The sequence below is a fragment of the Methylomonas aurea genome (genome assembly GCF_024505045.1).
Lineage (GTDB): Bacteria > Pseudomonadota > Gammaproteobacteria > Methylococcales > Methylomonadaceae > Methylomonas > Methylomonas aurea.
Window position 1 is genome coordinate 12940 of the sequence record NZ_JANIBM010000014.1, and the last position, 14526, is coordinate 27465.

The window sequence follows — 14526 nt, forward strand, 5'->3', positions numbered from 1 at the left end:
TCCAACGAACCCAGGGGAGCGCCAGATGACCATACTCAACATCAACGGCAAAAGCCGAAAAACCCGTTTGCCTCCCGACACGCCGTTATTGTGGCTGTTACGCGACGAATTGGGTTTGACCGGCACTAAGTTCGGTTGCGGTATCTCGATGTGCGGAGCCTGTACCGTGCATATGGACGGCCAGCCGGTCCGCGCTTGCGTGACGCCGATTTCGGCCGCAGAGGGCAAAGCCATCGTTACCATAGAGGCCATAGCTCAGGACGCCGTCGGCAAGAAGGTGCAGGATGCCTGGCTGGATTTATGCGTGCCCCAATGCGGATATTGCCAATCGGGCCAGATCATGGCCGCGACGGCGTTGCTGAAGCAAAAGCCGCAGCCCGACGATGCCGACATCGATAAAGCCATGAGCGGCAATATCTGCCGTTGCGGTACCTACCCTAGAATCAGGGCCGCGATAAAGCAGGCCGCTGCTAAAACGGAGGTGCAGCCATGAACCGCTTGGCTCAGGATTTTGAGACTGCCGGCAGCGGCCCGGCGGCGGGAAGCGACTTAGAAATCGCTAACGTCAGCCGCCGCGAATTTTTGAAGGATTTAGCCTTGACCGGTTTGGTGTTGGCGGTCGGCATGCCGCAGCTTGTGCAAGCCGACGAAACCGCCGCACCGGCGCAAGCCGAAAAATTCGGCGCCGAGGCGATGCCGCACGGTTGGGTCGACAACCCTTTGATATTCGTCGCGATTGCCGCCGACGGCGCCGTGACCATCGTCTGCCACCGCTCGGAAATGGGCCAGGGGGTGCGCACCAGTCTGCCGATGGTGGTCGCCGACGAAATGGAAGCCGATTGGGAGCGGGTCAAGGTGGTGCAAGCGCCCGGCGACGAGGCGCGCTTCGGCAACCAGGATACCGACGGCTCGCGCAGCACCCGCCACTTTTTTCAGCCGATGCGCCGGGTTGGCGCCGCCGCCCGGCACATGCTGGAAACCGCAGCGGCCCGACATTGGCGGGTGGCGATCAGCGAAGTGCGGGCCGAGCGCCACGCCGTTTTGCATATACCGACCGGCCGCACCCTGGATTACGGCGCATTGGCCAAGGCTGCCGCGAAATTGCCGGTACCGGCGCGCGATAGCCTGCGCTTGAAAACTGCCGACCAGTTTCGTTACATCGGCAAGGGCAAGCAAGGTTTGTACGACGGTCGGGACATCGTGTCCGGCGCGGCGCAATACGGTATCGATATTCATTTGAAAGATATGCTGTATGCCGTTGCCGCGCGGCCGCCGGTGCTGGGCGGTAAAGTGGTGAGCTACGACGCCAGTGCGGCCATGAAAGTCCCCGGTGTGGTTAAAGTCGTGGAATTGCCGAGCAGTCCGTTGCCGGCCGATTTCAATCCGCTGGGTGGCGTTGCGGTGATCGCGCGCAATACCTGGGCGGCAATCCAGGGTCGTAAGGCCTTAACGATCGAATGGGACCACGGGCCGCACGCCGTTTACGATTCGGCCGCGTACAAGGCCGAACTGGAAGCTGCGGCCAGGGCGCCGGGCAAAGTGGTGCGGAACGAGGGCGACGTCGATGCTGCGTTGCAAAATGCGGCCAAACGCCTGGAAGCCGAATATTACGCGCCGCATCTGGCGCAGGCGCCGATGGAGCCGCCGGCTGCGACGGTGCGTATCGCCAACGGCGCCTGCGAAGTCTGGACCTGCACCCAAGCGCCGCAACTGACTCGCGAGCGCGTCGCCAAATGGTTGAAATTGCCGGTGGCGAAAGTCACGGTGCACGTCACGCTGCTTGGTGGCGGATTCGGCCGCAAGTCCAAACCGGACTACGTGATCGAAGCGGCTTTGTTGTCCAAGGCAATGCGCGGCAAGCCGGTGAAGATGACCTGGACTCGCGAAGACGATCTGCGCCATTCCTATTTTCATACCGTGTCGCTGGAGCGGCTGGAGGCCGGCCTGGATGCCGCCGGCAAGCCGGTGGCGTGGCTGCACCGCACCGCGGCGCCGTCGATCTCGTCGACCTTCGGACCCGACAGCAAGCAACAAATGCCGGTGGAACTGGGCATGGGCGTTATCAATAATCCGTTCGCGATTCCGAATTTGCGGATCGAGAATCCGCCGGCCGCCGCCCATACCCGGATCGGCTGGTTTCGTTCGGTGTCGAATATCCCGCGCGCGTTCGCGATTCAATCCTTCGTCGCCGAACTGGCCGCCGCGGCCGGACGAGACCACCGCGATTTTCTGCTGGAGCTGCTTGGCCCGGATCGCCGGATCGATCCGCACGACCTGAAAGACATGTGGAACCAGGGCGAATCACCGGTTCTGTATCCGCTGGATACCGGTCGTTTGCGGCGGGTGATCGAAACCGCGACCCGCGAGTCCGGCTGGGGCCGGCCGGCTCAAGCCGGCCGCGGTTTGGGTTTGGCGGCGCATTACAGCTTCGTTACCTACGTGGCGGTGGTGGCTGACGTTGCCGTCGACGCCGGCGGCAGGCTCAGTATCCCGCGGGTGGATATCGCCGTCGATTGCGGGCCGCAAGTCAATCCGGAGCGGATTCGCTCGCAATTGGAGGGGGCCTGCATCATGGGTGTCAGCTTGGCGACGCTGGGCGAAATCAGCTTCAAGGACGGTGCGGTGGTACAGGATAATTTCCATGCCTACCAATTGACCCGGATCGACGACGCCCCGCGCGAAATTCGGGTGCATTTGCTGCCATCGGCGGAATACGACACCCCGCTCGGCGGCGTCGGCGAACCCGGCGTGCCGCCGATTGCGCCGGCCTTGTGCAATGCGATTTTCGCCGCCACCGGCCAGCGCATCCGCCAGTTACCGATTCGCGACCAATTGTTGAAGGATTGAAGCGCTAGCGGTTGCGGTCCAGTTTGCGGTAGCCGATCGCTTCGCTGAGATGGGGAATTTCGATTGCCTTTGCGTCGGCCATGTCGGCGATGGTGCGGGCCAGTTTCAGGATGCGATGGTAGGCGCGATGCGACAGGCCGAATTTCTCCATCGCCTGCTCCAGCAATTGGTGGCCGGCGTCCGTTAGTTTGCATACGGCTTTGACTTCGGCGGCGGTCAGTGCCGCGTTGGGCTTGCCGCTGCGGGCATCAGCGATTTGCCGGGCCGCGACCACCCGGCGGCGGATGGTTTCGCTGCGCTCTTCACCATCTGCCGCACCTTTGCGCAACATTTCCAGCGAAACTCGCGGCACTTCCAGGTGCATGTCGATCCGGTCCAGCAACGGCCCGGAGACTCGCGCCCGGTAGCGGGCGACTTGTTCCGAGGTGCAGCGGCAGCGGCCGGAGGCATCGCCCAGATAGCCGCACGGGCAGGGGTTCATCGCCGCAATCAGTTGGAATCGGGCCGGAAAATCGGCTTGGCGATTGGCGCGGGATATCGTGATATGGCCGGTTTCCAGCGGTTCGCGCAACACTTCCAGCACTTTGCGGTCGAATTCGGGCAGTTCGTCCAAAAACAGCGCGCCGTTATGCGATAGCGAAATTTCGCCGGGTTTGGGGTTACTGCCGCCGCCGACCAGGGCCGCGGCCGAGGCGGTATGGTGCGGTGCCCGAAACGGCGGTTGCCGCCAACGGCCGATATCCAGGCCATGGTCGCTGATCGAGGCGAGCGCGGCGGTTTCCTGGGCTTGTTGTTCGGTCAATTCCGGCAGAATGGTCGGCAGTCGCGCCGCCAACATGGATTTGCCGGTGCCTGGCGGGCCGAGCATCAGCAGGTTATGCTGACCGCTGGCCGCGATTTCCAACGCCCGCTTTACATGGTATTGGCCGTGAACGTCGGCAAAGTCGACGCTGAAGGTCGCGGCGGCGCTGCTTGTGCTTTCGGCGGGTGGCTCGATCGGTTTATTCCCGCTCAAATGCGCGCAAACTTCCAGCAAATGTGCGGCTGGCAGCAAGCCGGCGTCTTTGATCAAAGCCGCCTCGGCAACGCAGCCAACTGGCAGAATCAGTTGCCTATGCGCGTCGCGGCACTGGATCGCCACTGGCAGGGCGCCGGGTATCGGCCGCAGCTCGCCGCCCAGCGACAATTCGCCGATGCACTCGTATTCGGCCAACGAATTTTTCGGGATCTGGCCGGACGCGGCCAAAATTCCCAAGGCGATAGCCAAATCGAAGCGGCCGCCTTCTTTGGGCAGGTCGGCCGGTGCCAGATTGACCGTGATGCGTTGGATCGGAAATTCGAAATGCGAGTTGACGATGGCGCCGCGCACCCGATCCTTGCTTTCCTTTACCGCAGTTTCCGGCAAGCCGACGATGTTCAGCGTCGGCAAACCGTTGCTGACGTGGACCTCCACGGTTACCAACGGCGCGTCGATGCCGGACCGGCCCCGGCTGTAAACCACGGCCAGCGACATCGCTTATTCTGGCGACAGGCGCTGTTCCAGTTCGGCGACGCGTTTTTCCAATTCTTCGAGGCGGGCGCGGGTTTTCGCCAATACGGATTTTTGCACCTCGAATTCTTCGCGGCTGACTAGATCCAGTTTGGCCAAACCGCTTTGCAGCAAGGCGTGGACGTTTTTTTCGACATCGTCCTTCAGGTTGGTCAAACCGGGCGGAATGGCGCCGGCGATACGCTCGGCTAGGTTGTCAATGGCTTTGGGATCGAACATGGTCATCACTCTTGGTCAATAAAGGGGTTGGGTGTCGGTAAATGGTCTCGGCAAATCTTGTCGGTATCATCGCGGTCCAGCGGTTGTTCGGTCAAGCCGCATTGGTAATGGTGCTGTTCCACTTGGAAATAATGGCAGGAGCGGCATAAACCGAAACTTTTGGATTGGTTGACTTTTTGCAATAAGCCTAGCGCATTTTGCAAAGCCTCGCCGACGCTGTCCACTTCCTGGCGGCTGATGCGCGATTCGGCTTGCTTGAAGATATCCAACGGTCTCAGTTCATCGATCAAGCGTTTGCCGGCGGCGGTCAAACTTAGATGGAAAATGCGGCCGTCCAGCATGTCGACCGACTTTTCCAGATATTGTTTGCGTTCCAGGATTTGGATGCTTTGCGATACGGTGCCCTTGGTCAGGCCCAGATACTCGGCAACCGCGGAATGCGTATTGCTGTAGCGATTGCAGCGGGCCAAGTACTCCAGGACCTGGCCGTGAACCGGTTGTAAGCCGATGGTTGCGTATTTCCTGCGTTCTTCCGAACGCAACAGCGCGCTGATCCGCTCGATCAGCTTGAAGGTTTCTAATTCGTGCATCGGCCCGATTTTAACACAGGCCGGCCGGACAGCCTTTAACTGTGGCCGGCCTGTGTCGGATAATCGGACTAAAATCAGTCGAGTTTATCCATCCGATCGCTCCAACTCAGGTTGTCGCGGACGAAATAGCGGTATTCGGACCGCTTCTGCCGATTCAACACATACAACGAACGGCCGATGCCGCGGCGGCGGAAGCCGCCGTTTTCCTTGTCGACGATTTGGTCGCGCCAGGCGCCGAAATTGACGTAGGTGAAATTCTTGCGCGTCGGGCTGTCGATATCGGCCTCGGCTTGCAGCGGGATGTGGGTATGCCCCTCGCCGTGGATTTGAAAGCCCTGTTTCAATAAAGCTTCTTGAAAGGTTGGGAAGGCCAGCAGGTTTTTCAAACTGGCGCCGTCCTCGCTATACACCGAACTTGGCCGGACTTTTTCCAGCCAGTCCAGCACTTTCAGCACGCCGCGCACGAACTGCAATTGAATCCGCGACTGCAAAAGCGATTCGGTCAACTTCAGCCAATATCTGGCCAGCCTCAGACCCAGACGTTGCGAGCTTGGCGCGCTGGCCAGCGTGTAGTCCCAGCTCAGCCAGTCCTTCAATGCGCTGAACAACTCGTTTTCGATGATGGTGCGAACCCTGGCGTCGGTCGATGATCGGCTGGTTTCTTGCAAGATCCGGCTCACAGCGGCCGAGTTCGGTCGGTAAAGGTCCAATTCGTCCAGGATCCGCTTGATGCGTGTCAGATTCGGCGCTGTCGCCCCGGGCTCGTTGAATGCTTCAGCCAATTTGGTCTTGCTGTGCCAGATGAAGGTGGACAACACGCCGGCTGCCACCGTGTCGCCGAAACAGGCCTCGGTAAACGGCCGGTAATTAAGCTTTTGCCAGGCTTTGGCTGCCCAGCCGTCCTTGGTATTCCAGCCCGGAACATCGGCAGTCGCGCTAATCGCCAGAGAATTGCTGCGGTCGCGCCATTGGCCGTGAGTGACGAACAGCCGTAAATCGGCGTCGCCCCAGTAAAACGGCAGCCACGGCACGCTGTCGGTGGCTTTGAAACGATTGGCGTCGCCGAAATACATGTTGCCGATCCAGGCCCGGTATTCCGGTTTCAGACTGGAAACAGGCTGGCCCAGGCAGTCCTCGTAAAACCGCCGCAGCACCTCGGGATCGGCGAATATTTCCTTGTCGTGGTTGCCGAGCAATACCAGAACGTTAAGGTCCACGTTCGGGTTTTGATCCTTTAAGTCGCCGGGGAGCTGTTTCAGGTGGTAGAAAAATCCGCCCGACTGCTCTCCTTTTGCAGGTGGCCGGTCGTGTAGTAGCAAAATCCCGTCCATGATCTTGTGCAGGCATTCCTTGAATTGCGGATTGCTGCGTTGCCACGGGTAAACCCCGGCTTCAGCCCAAACCGAGGTACGGATCATATCCACGACATCGCCGTCCAATATCAGCGTCAACTCGTCGATGTCTTGATTTTGGCAAGTATCGGTCAAATCGGCGAAAAACTCCGCCCAGACCGTTTCTTCGGCACTTTGGTTACCGACCGTGCCGTCGGTGAAATGTACGTCGCTGATCACGACGCAAAGCCGGTTCGAGGCCTTGCCGGAACCGGCCGTCGCCGGCTGCAGCGTATCCAGCGTTAGTTGCAGGTCTTGTTCGGTGATTGTCATCGTTTGCTACCTCAATTCCGGTGTTTGTTCAAAAATTCGACGAAGCGCGGAAACACGTCTTGCGCGGCGTTCTTGCCCATGATCACGTCGGCATGGCCGTAATCCGGAATCACGGCCAGCTCGTGGCGGCCCGGTACGATTTTTTCCAGGCGCTGGTGGCAGACGATGTTGGAGTCGCGGAACAGGGCGTTGTCCTGGCCGGCGACCAGCAGGCACGGGGTCTGAATGTCGGCGGCATCGGCCAAGTAGTTGTCCGGCAGGCTACGGTAGCGCGGTTCGTTGGGCAGATACTTGACGGCGGTGTTGCCGGCATTGACCATTTTCAACACGTGGCGGTAGTAATTGACGGCACTGCCGCCGAACAGGTCACCGCAGCGGCGATGGGTGACGTCATGCAGATTCTCGTGTTTGTACAGCACCGGAAAACCCCAACCCCACATGAAACTCAGCATGTGGCATTCCGGCGAATCGCATTCGTGGTGGAAGGCCGAGATCGCCATCGCCAGCAATTTGCCGGCGCCGAAGCCGGGGTCGCGCCGCCAATGCGGATTCAGATAATCCACGCCCAACAGGTAATCGGCGGCCAACGGCCCCAAATACAGTTTGATTTTGGCCGGCAGCGGCACGCACGGCGTCAGCGATACGCCGTTGGCGATCAGGCTGCGGATGCCGGTCACGGCCTTGCCGAACAGGCTCATACTAAACGCCAGTGCGCCGAAACAATGGCTGATCACATGGATCCTTGCGTCCGGGCCGACGGCTTGGCGTACGGTCGAGATCGCAGCCGGCATGTCGTACAACGCCAGATCGTCGACGTTGTAACGGTGGCGTTGCAGGTTGTACGAATAGCGGTTGCTGATCCGGCCGTCCAGGGTCCAGACGTCGGTATAGCCCTGGTCCAGCAGATAGCTGGTCAGGTTGTAGTGTTCCGGCATGATGAACATGTCGCTGGCGGCAGTCAGGCCCGGAACCAAAACCACCACGTCGTTGCTCGGCGCCCGCTTGAAGCGCAACAGGCTCAAGCCCAGCCGGTCGGCGGTAGTGAACGGGTGGGTCGATATTTCGGCGTCCTTGACGCCTTCCAGCGTATACAACGGAATTTCGCGGACGAAGGCGCCCATTTTCGGCGTCAGCGCCGGTTTATAGACTTCCCACAAGGCGCCGAGGAAAAAGCCGCCGAAGCGTTCTACGGCGTGCAGCCGGTCGGCTACGCTATCGCCGCTGGCGCGGATCGTGGTCAATTGTTTGGCGAAGTCCATGATCTCGATGTGCAGGATACCGGTGGCGTAGACCTTGGCCTTGGCTTCCTGGTCGGTTTCGACGTGGCCTTTGAACAGATTGGTGAACAAGGTCGTGGTATCGGCCCACAGGTCTGGCCCGACGTTGTCCTGGATTTGTTTGGCGCCGCTCAGCGTCAGCTTTTGGCCGTTGCTGTCGGTGAAAAACAGCCGGTACAGCATTTGTTTGCGGTTAGCGTCGGCGCTGTCGACGAACAGGTTGAACACGCCCTGGTCGACAATGCGGCGGCCGCCGACCAGATCGCCCTCCACCCAGCCGATGGCGGCGGCTTGGTGGCGATCGTTTTCCAAAAAGGTATCCAGATCGTCGCTCTGGATAGTCAGATGAAACATGAAGTAATGGCCGTCGGCCTTGCCTTGGTCGTAACCGTCCTGAAACGCGGTTTGGCCCGGGCTGAGATAGCCTTTCATTTCTTCGGTGAATTCGAACGAGGTTTTTACAGTGGAGTCAGTCATGTCGGTGTCCTCTGGCGATGGGGTTATACGCCCAAGCTGGCGTCGGGTGCGATGCCGGTGATGCCTTCGGCGATCCACTCGGCGGTAGCGGAGATAGTGGCGATCGGATTGGCGCCGACTGCGCTCGGCAGGATCGAGCCGTCGGCTATGTATAGGCCTTGGTAACCGAAGGCCTGGCCGCGGCTGCGCGGGTCGGCGGAGACCACGCCTTTCTCCGCCGAGTCGGCCAGGATGCAACCGCCCAACGGGTGCACCGTTACGTTGTGTTTGACCGGCAATTCCCAAGTCGGCAACGGCAAAAACAGCTTACCTCTAATAAAGGTATTGAAGCGTTTGCCGGCGTCCAGGATGGCCTGGTAGAGGTTCATGCTGCTGTCTTGCGGCCAATCCAGGTCGATGCGGCCTTCTTGGTTCAGGGTCAAGCGGCCGTCGCCGTTATCCAAACCCATGCAGAGCAGTACGCCGCTTTTCGAAGACAGATCGTCTTTCAGGATTTCGTGTAGCGAAAATCCCAACGAACCGTTCCAGACCCCGCTGACCAGATATTTTTTCAGCCAGGCAATTAACGCCTTCGCCGCGCGGACCAGTTTGCGCAGTAAACTGGTGGGAAACGCTCCCTCGATATACCAGGCTAAAGTCGCCGGGTAGGAAGCGTCCTCCAGTATGAAGGCGCGATCGCGCTGGAAACGGTCGAACAGGTGGTAGTCGGTGTATTGGGTAATCACCGGGCCGTAGTTCGGGTCGGCTTCCTTTTTACCTTCGATTGCGAACGACAGAAAATCGCCGTTGCCGGAAAACCAGCGGCCCAGTTGCGCGCTTAATTTGGGCAAGGTGCGGTGAATGTCGCGGCAGCGCAGCAACAGCTCGTTGGTGCCGAAGGTGCCGGCCGATACGACCACGCGCCGCGCGGTAACGGTTTGCACTGTGTCTGCTTCCAAGTCGCGGAATTCGACCCGATAGCCGTATTCGCCGCCGGCTTGCGGATCGTCGCTGCCGTCGGCGCCGAGCGGGACGATTTTCTCGGCTTGGCGGTCGGTTTGGATTTGGCCGCCGTGGTGGTGTTCGCCGGCGTAGAGGTAGTTCAGGTCCAGCGTGTTTTTGGAATGGGTGTTGCAGCCGATGTCGCACTCGCCGCAATAGGTGCAGGAGGTTTGGGTGGCGCCGTAGCGGTTTTTCTCCTGGAGGCCGATGGCCAGCGGTTGCTCTCGGCCGTTGTAGCTGTAATCGTTGCCGAAAAATACGCAAATGTCGGCCAGCTTACTGGTGCGGTTGTCGTGGGCGGCGAATTCCTGAAACAGTTCGGTGCGGACGATTTTGCGGCGCGGATCGGTTTGCCAGGACGGTACCGGCCGCGCGCCCAGCACTTGCTTGGCCACCCGGTAATAAGGCTGTAACGTGTCTCGGTTTATCGCCGCGGGCCAGCCTTGTTCGAAGACGTGGGCTGGCGGCTCCAAAAACACGTTGGCGTAAATCAGCGAGCCGCCGCCTAGCCCGGCCGAAATCACCGCATCCATTTTTTTGTAGTTGCGGATGTCGAACAGCCCGCGCAATTTCTTGTCCTGAATGTGCTTGGGCCGCTTCACCGCATTGCCGTCGATGCTCCAGAAGCTGTCGGCAATTTGTTTCGGTGAGCGGGCGAAAGACGCCATCGGATAGCGCCGTCCGCGCTCCAGCAGCAAGACCTTGTTGCCCCATTTTTGCGCCAAGCGGCAAAAATTGATGGAGCCGCCGAAGCCGCTGCCGATGATGATGGCTTCGTAATCTAAATCCGGACCGGCCATTGATACCTCCTCGAGAAAGATTTTTTATTATTATTGGAATGGGCCGAGTCCGTCTGTTAACTAATTAACTTGTAAAAAGCCCAGTATTACAAAGCCTTGCACAATGGTCAGTCGACTCGGTCGAGCCAGTATAGACCAATTGGCAATTGACTTCGATGGTTAACTATGAAGCTCGCCGGCGCCGATTCCGGCCGGCGGCGCTATACTGCAGGCACGAATAGCAATCCGTCAGGAGCAAGGTATGAAAAAGATAGTGGTGGACAATCCGGTAGTGGAAATCGACGGCGATGAGATGACCAGGATTATCTGGCGTTTCATCAAGGACAAATTGATCCTGCCTTATCTGGAATTGCCGATCGAATATTACGATTTGGGCATCGAGCAGCGCGATGCCACCGACGACCAAGTCACGATCGATGCCGCCAACGCGATCAAAAAACACGGCGTCGGCATCAAATGCGCGACGATTACACCGGACGAGGCCCGAGTAAAAGAGTTCGGCCTGAAAAAAATGTACAAATCGCCGAACGGGACGATCCGCAATATCCTGGACGGTACCGTATTTCGCGAACCTATCATCTGCAAAAACGTGCCGCGTCTGGTGCCGAACTGGACGCAGCCGATTTGTATCGGCCGCCATGCCTTTGGCGACCAATATCGCGCCACCGATTTCGTCACCAAGGGCAAAGGCAAATTGACGATCAGTTTTAAACCGGACGACGGCGGCCCGGAGCAAAGCCATGAGGTCTATCATTTCGATGGCGACGGCGTGGCGCTGGCGATGTATAACACCGACGAATCGATCGCCGGTTTCGCCCGTAGTTGTTTCAACGTCGCGCTGGACCGGGGCTGGCCGCTATACCTGTCCACCAAAAACACGATCCTGAAAAAATACGATGGCCGCTTCAAAGACATTTTCGAACAGATTTACCAGGACGAATATAAAGCCCAATTCGCCGCCAAAGGTATTGTTTACGAGCACAAATTGATCGACGACATGGTCGCGTCGGCGCTGAAATGGAACGGCGCTTTCGTCTGGGCCTGTAAAAATTACGACGGCGACGTGCAATCGGATACCGTCGCCCAAGGTTTCGGTTCGTTGGGTCTGATGACATCGACGCTGGTAACGCCGGACGGCATGACGATGGAGGCAGAAGCCGCGCATGGCACCGTCACCCGCCATTACCGGCTGCACCAGCAAGGCAAGCAGACTTCGACCAATCCGATCGCGTCGATCTTCGCCTGGACCCGCGGGCTGGCCTTTCGCGGCAAACTGGATGGCAACGCCCAACTGATCGATTTTTGCCATACCCTGGAAAAGGTCTGCGTCGATACCGTCGAGTCCGGGCTGATGACCAAAGATTTGGCCGTGTGCATACACGGCGACGCGGTAGACGACTCGCAATATTTATCCACCGAGGCTTTTTTGGCGGCATTGCAAACGAATTTGGAACGCAGTTTGGCGTTGTAACCGGTTTCCGACCGGCCGAAACGGCGAAAAAATTTTTTCAGCCACGGATTTCGCCGTTTTTGCGTTATCGATTGATTTGCTTAATAAATATCGATTCGAAATTTTTTTGACTTGTTTCAGAACGTGATTCAGCACAACTAATCAGGCAAATTTCACAGTGTTTATCCGGAAAATGGTGCTATTATCGCGCGACCTGATTGGGAGTGCCGCCTTTTCGCCGTTCTGGCGATGCCGTTGCCGAACCGGGTACTGTAGCAATCCGATAAATGTTCTCCGCGGGAGTGGTTTGGCGACAAGGGGTGTTCAGGGAAAGTCCAGACTTTTCCGTAAAACCTGGCCGCCGGATAGAGGGGCTGACCGGAAACTTACAGTTGGAACGACCAACAATTTCCAGGAATCGCGCCGCCCACAGCCTCCTCGCGCTAGCAGGCTAAGGACGAATCCGAGCCTGGCTTAGCGAGACGAGACTTCATGACTTCTGCCAATCCCCACTTGCTTCATCTGAAATACCGCCCCGATATCGATGGCTTACGCGCCGTCGCGGTGCTTTCCGTCGTCGTTTTTCATGCTTTTCCCAATGGGTTGAAAGGCGGATTTATCGGTGTCGACATTTTCTTCGTTATTTCCGGTTACCTGATTTCCAGCATCATTTTTCAGAACCTGGAAAAAGGGACTTTCAGTTTTGGCGAATTCTACGCCCGCCGGGTCAAGCGCATCTTTCCTTCGCTGATTCTGGTCCTGGCCGCGAGTTACGCCTTCGGCTGGTTTGCGCTGTTTGCCGACGAATACAAAGAGCTAGGCAAGCATATCGCTGCCGGCGCCGGCTTTGTTTCCAACTTTGTGTTGTGGGGCGAAGACGGTTATTTCGATTATTCGGCGGAAACCAAGCCGCTGCTGCATTTGTGGAGCTTGGGGATAGAAGAGCAGTTTTATATCGTTTGGCCCTTTCTGATTTGGCTGGCTTGGCGGCGGAATTTCAACATATTGACCGTCACTGTTCTGGTGGCGCTGGTGTCCTTTTATCTGAACATGCGGGGGATACGCTTTGATAGCGTGGCCACGTTCTATTCGCCGCAGACCCGTTTTTGGGAGTTGTTGTGCGGCAGTATGTTGGCCTGGCTCGCGCTGTACCGGAAAGGTGCTTATGCGCCTTTCCGGGCCAAACTCGATGCCTGGTTGGCGAGCGTGGTGTATCGCGAGACGCACGAAGCGGACGGCAAGACTCTGGCCAACGCCTTGTCGTTTATCGGCTTGTTTTTGTTGGTTTACGGATTTTCCATCATCAACCGCAATTTTTACTTCCCCGGTAAATGGGCTGTGATTCCGATGCTGGGTGCGGTACTGATCATCTCGGCCGGGCCGCAAGCCTGGTTCAACCGGATTGTTTTGTCTAACCGCCTGGCGGTCTGGGTCGGCGTGATCAGTTTTCCGCTTTATCTGTGGCATTGGCCTTTACTGTCGTTTGCGCGGGTTCTGGAAACGGAAGTGCCCAGTGTCAATATACGTTTGGTCGCGGTGGCGCTGTCCGTGGTGTTGGCCTGGCTGACATACCGCTTGGTCGAGCAGCCGATACGTTTCGGCAAGGGTAATAAATCCAAAACGGTTGTGCTGATGGGGATGATGTTGATCATCGGCAATATCGGTTACTTCTCTTACTTGAAAGACGGCTTCGAGTTTCGCCAAGCCGACGCGTCCAGTAAGACCAAGTTGTTTGCAGACGTCAAAGGCACGGTGTTGTTTAATACGCCGGACGATTGGGTTGACGACATCTGCAAAGCGGAATTGGGCGCCAGTTACGACTATCTGATTTGCCGCTTTACGACTTCGACCCCGAAAACCTTGGTCGTCGGCGACAGCCACGCCGCGCAATTCGTTTACGACTCGATATCGAAAGGTGTCAACGATCTGGCGTTAGTGGCAGTAAATGGCTGTCTGCCCTTTGCCGATTTGGTCGCTATCAACCCGTACGAAGAGTTCTCGGAGAAAGCCTCGCGCTGCAAAGTCGTGATGCCGATCGTGCTAAAAGTACTCAGGGATTTTCCGTCGATCCAGCAAGTGGTGTTTGCCACCCGCGGGGCGATGTACGTTGACGGCTCTGGCTATGGCGACATCGAGAAGAAAAATACCTACCGCATCATCAAAGACCCGAACGACTTGCTACCGGAAAATTACAACCGATTTATTTCCGGCTATGTGGCGTCGATTAACGAGATTCTGAAATTCGGCAAACAGGTCATTTTCGTCGAGGACGTTCCGGAAATCGGCGTCGAAGCCAGAAGTTGCGTCGAAGACCGGCCGATAAAAATTACCGACAAAGTGCGGCCGGATTGCAACGTCCCGCGCAAATCTTTCGACCAGAGAAATACTAACTACCGCCATGCGGTCGGCTCGATCAATGCCGCGACCGAAAACCGGATCAAGATTTTCCCGGCCTACGAATATTTGTGCGACGAGTCGTCGTGCGGAGCCGGCCTGGAAGACGACGTTTCCTACTTTTACGACGACGACCATCTGTCCCTGCGCGGCAGCCATTATATTTTCGGCAAATTCTCCGAGTGGCTGGCAAAAGCGTCTTCTCCGTCCTCTAACAATTAGCTTTCCTTTAATTCTCCCCCCTAACGCGGCCGGCTCGGCGCCGGCCGCGCACTGTT

The 14526-nt window shown here is 57.9% G+C and carries 10 protein-coding genes; 4 read left to right on the top strand and 6 right to left on the bottom strand.

Annotated features, from left to right (window positions below; all coding sequences use genetic code 11):
- Positions 1-25: 25 nt before the first annotated feature.
- Both NP603_RS12660 and NP603_RS12665 read left to right on the top strand, forming a co-directional pair.
- Entirely contained in the window at positions 26-493 is a 468-nt protein-coding gene (locus NP603_RS12660; protein WP_256611247.1) for a (2Fe-2S)-binding protein, read from the top strand.
- Positions 490-2847 carry a xanthine dehydrogenase family protein molybdopterin-binding subunit gene (locus NP603_RS12665; RefSeq protein WP_256611248.1) on the top strand — a complete coding sequence of 786 codons (2358 nt, stop codon included), beginning with the start codon at positions 490-492 and terminating at the stop codon, positions 2845-2847. Before NP603_RS12660 ends, NP603_RS12665 begins: the two co-directional genes overlap by 4 nt.
- A 4-nt stretch (positions 2848-2851) precedes the next feature.
- Here the strand turns inward: NP603_RS12665 and NP603_RS12670 are convergent, their stop codons facing one another.
- The 6 genes from NP603_RS12670 to NP603_RS12695 form a co-directional block, all read right to left on the bottom strand.
- Positions 2852-4360 (bottom strand): YifB family Mg chelatase-like AAA ATPase, encoded by a 1509-nt coding sequence (locus NP603_RS12670; protein WP_256611249.1) that lies wholly within the window; start codon positions 4358-4360, stop codon positions 2852-2854.
- A gap of 3 nt (positions 4361-4363) precedes the next feature.
- On the bottom strand, positions 4364-4615 hold the full coding sequence (gene ubiK, locus NP603_RS12675) for a ubiquinone biosynthesis accessory factor UbiK (protein ID WP_256611250.1): 252 nt from the start codon (positions 4613-4615) through the stop codon (positions 4364-4366).
- 5 nt (positions 4616-4620) lie between these two features.
- Entirely contained in the window at positions 4621-5205 is a 585-nt protein-coding gene (locus NP603_RS12680) for a MarR family winged helix-turn-helix transcriptional regulator (protein ID WP_256611251.1), read from the bottom strand.
- Positions 5206-5279: 74 nt separating this feature from the next.
- Positions 5280-6869: a metallophosphoesterase family protein gene (locus NP603_RS12685; protein WP_256611252.1), complete on the bottom strand. Its 1590-nt coding sequence runs from the start codon at positions 6867-6869 to the stop codon at positions 5280-5282.
- Positions 6870-6880: 11 nt separating this feature from the next.
- On the bottom strand, positions 6881-8623 hold the full coding sequence (locus tag NP603_RS12690) for an alpha/beta fold hydrolase (RefSeq protein ID WP_256611253.1): 1743 nt from the start codon (positions 8621-8623) through the stop codon (positions 6881-6883).
- Between the two features lie 23 nt (positions 8624-8646).
- Positions 8647-10404: a GMC family oxidoreductase N-terminal domain-containing protein gene (locus NP603_RS12695; RefSeq protein ID WP_256611254.1), complete on the bottom strand. Its 1758-nt coding sequence runs from the start codon at positions 10402-10404 to the stop codon at positions 8647-8649.
- A 241-nt stretch (positions 10405-10645) separates the two neighbouring features.
- On the opposite strand from NP603_RS12695, the gene NP603_RS12700 reads away from it, so the two are divergent.
- The gene (locus tag NP603_RS12700; RefSeq protein WP_256611255.1) at positions 10646-11875 is read left to right on the top strand and encodes an NADP-dependent isocitrate dehydrogenase; all 1230 of its coding nucleotides are present in this window, start codon (positions 10646-10648) and stop codon (positions 11873-11875) included.
- Positions 11876-12346: 471 nt separating this feature from the next.
- On the top strand, positions 12347-14470 hold the full coding sequence (locus NP603_RS12705) for an acyltransferase family protein (protein ID WP_256611256.1): 2124 nt from the start codon (positions 12347-12349) through the stop codon (positions 14468-14470).
- Positions 14471-14526 lie beyond the last annotated feature (56 nt).

Coding starts and splice junctions, on each gene's coding strand:
- NP603_RS12660 (WP_256611247.1), top strand. CDS start 26: ATGACCATACTCAACATCAACGGCAAAAGCCGAAAAACCCGTTTGCCT.
- NP603_RS12665 (WP_256611248.1), top strand. CDS start 490: ATGAACCGCTTGGCTCAGGATTTTGAGACTGCCGGCAGCGGCCCGGCG.
- NP603_RS12670 (WP_256611249.1), bottom strand. CDS start 4,360: ATGTCGCTGGCCGTGGTTTACAGCCGGGGCCGGTCCGGCATCGACGCG.
- ubiK (WP_256611250.1), bottom strand. CDS start 4,615: ATGTTCGATCCCAAAGCCATTGACAACCTAGCCGAGCGTATCGCCGGC.
- NP603_RS12680 (WP_256611251.1), bottom strand. CDS start 5,205: ATGCACGAATTAGAAACCTTCAAGCTGATCGAGCGGATCAGCGCGCTG.
- NP603_RS12685 (WP_256611252.1), bottom strand. CDS start 6,869: ATGACAATCACCGAACAAGACCTGCAACTAACGCTGGATACGCTGCAG.
- NP603_RS12690 (WP_256611253.1), bottom strand. CDS start 8,623: ATGACTGACTCCACTGTAAAAACCTCGTTCGAATTCACCGAAGAAATG.
- NP603_RS12695 (WP_256611254.1), bottom strand. CDS start 10,404: ATGGCCGGTCCGGATTTAGATTACGAAGCCATCATCATCGGCAGCGGC.
- NP603_RS12700 (WP_256611255.1), top strand. CDS start 10,646: ATGAAAAAGATAGTGGTGGACAATCCGGTAGTGGAAATCGACGGCGAT.
- NP603_RS12705 (WP_256611256.1), top strand. CDS start 12,347: ATGACTTCTGCCAATCCCCACTTGCTTCATCTGAAATACCGCCCCGAT.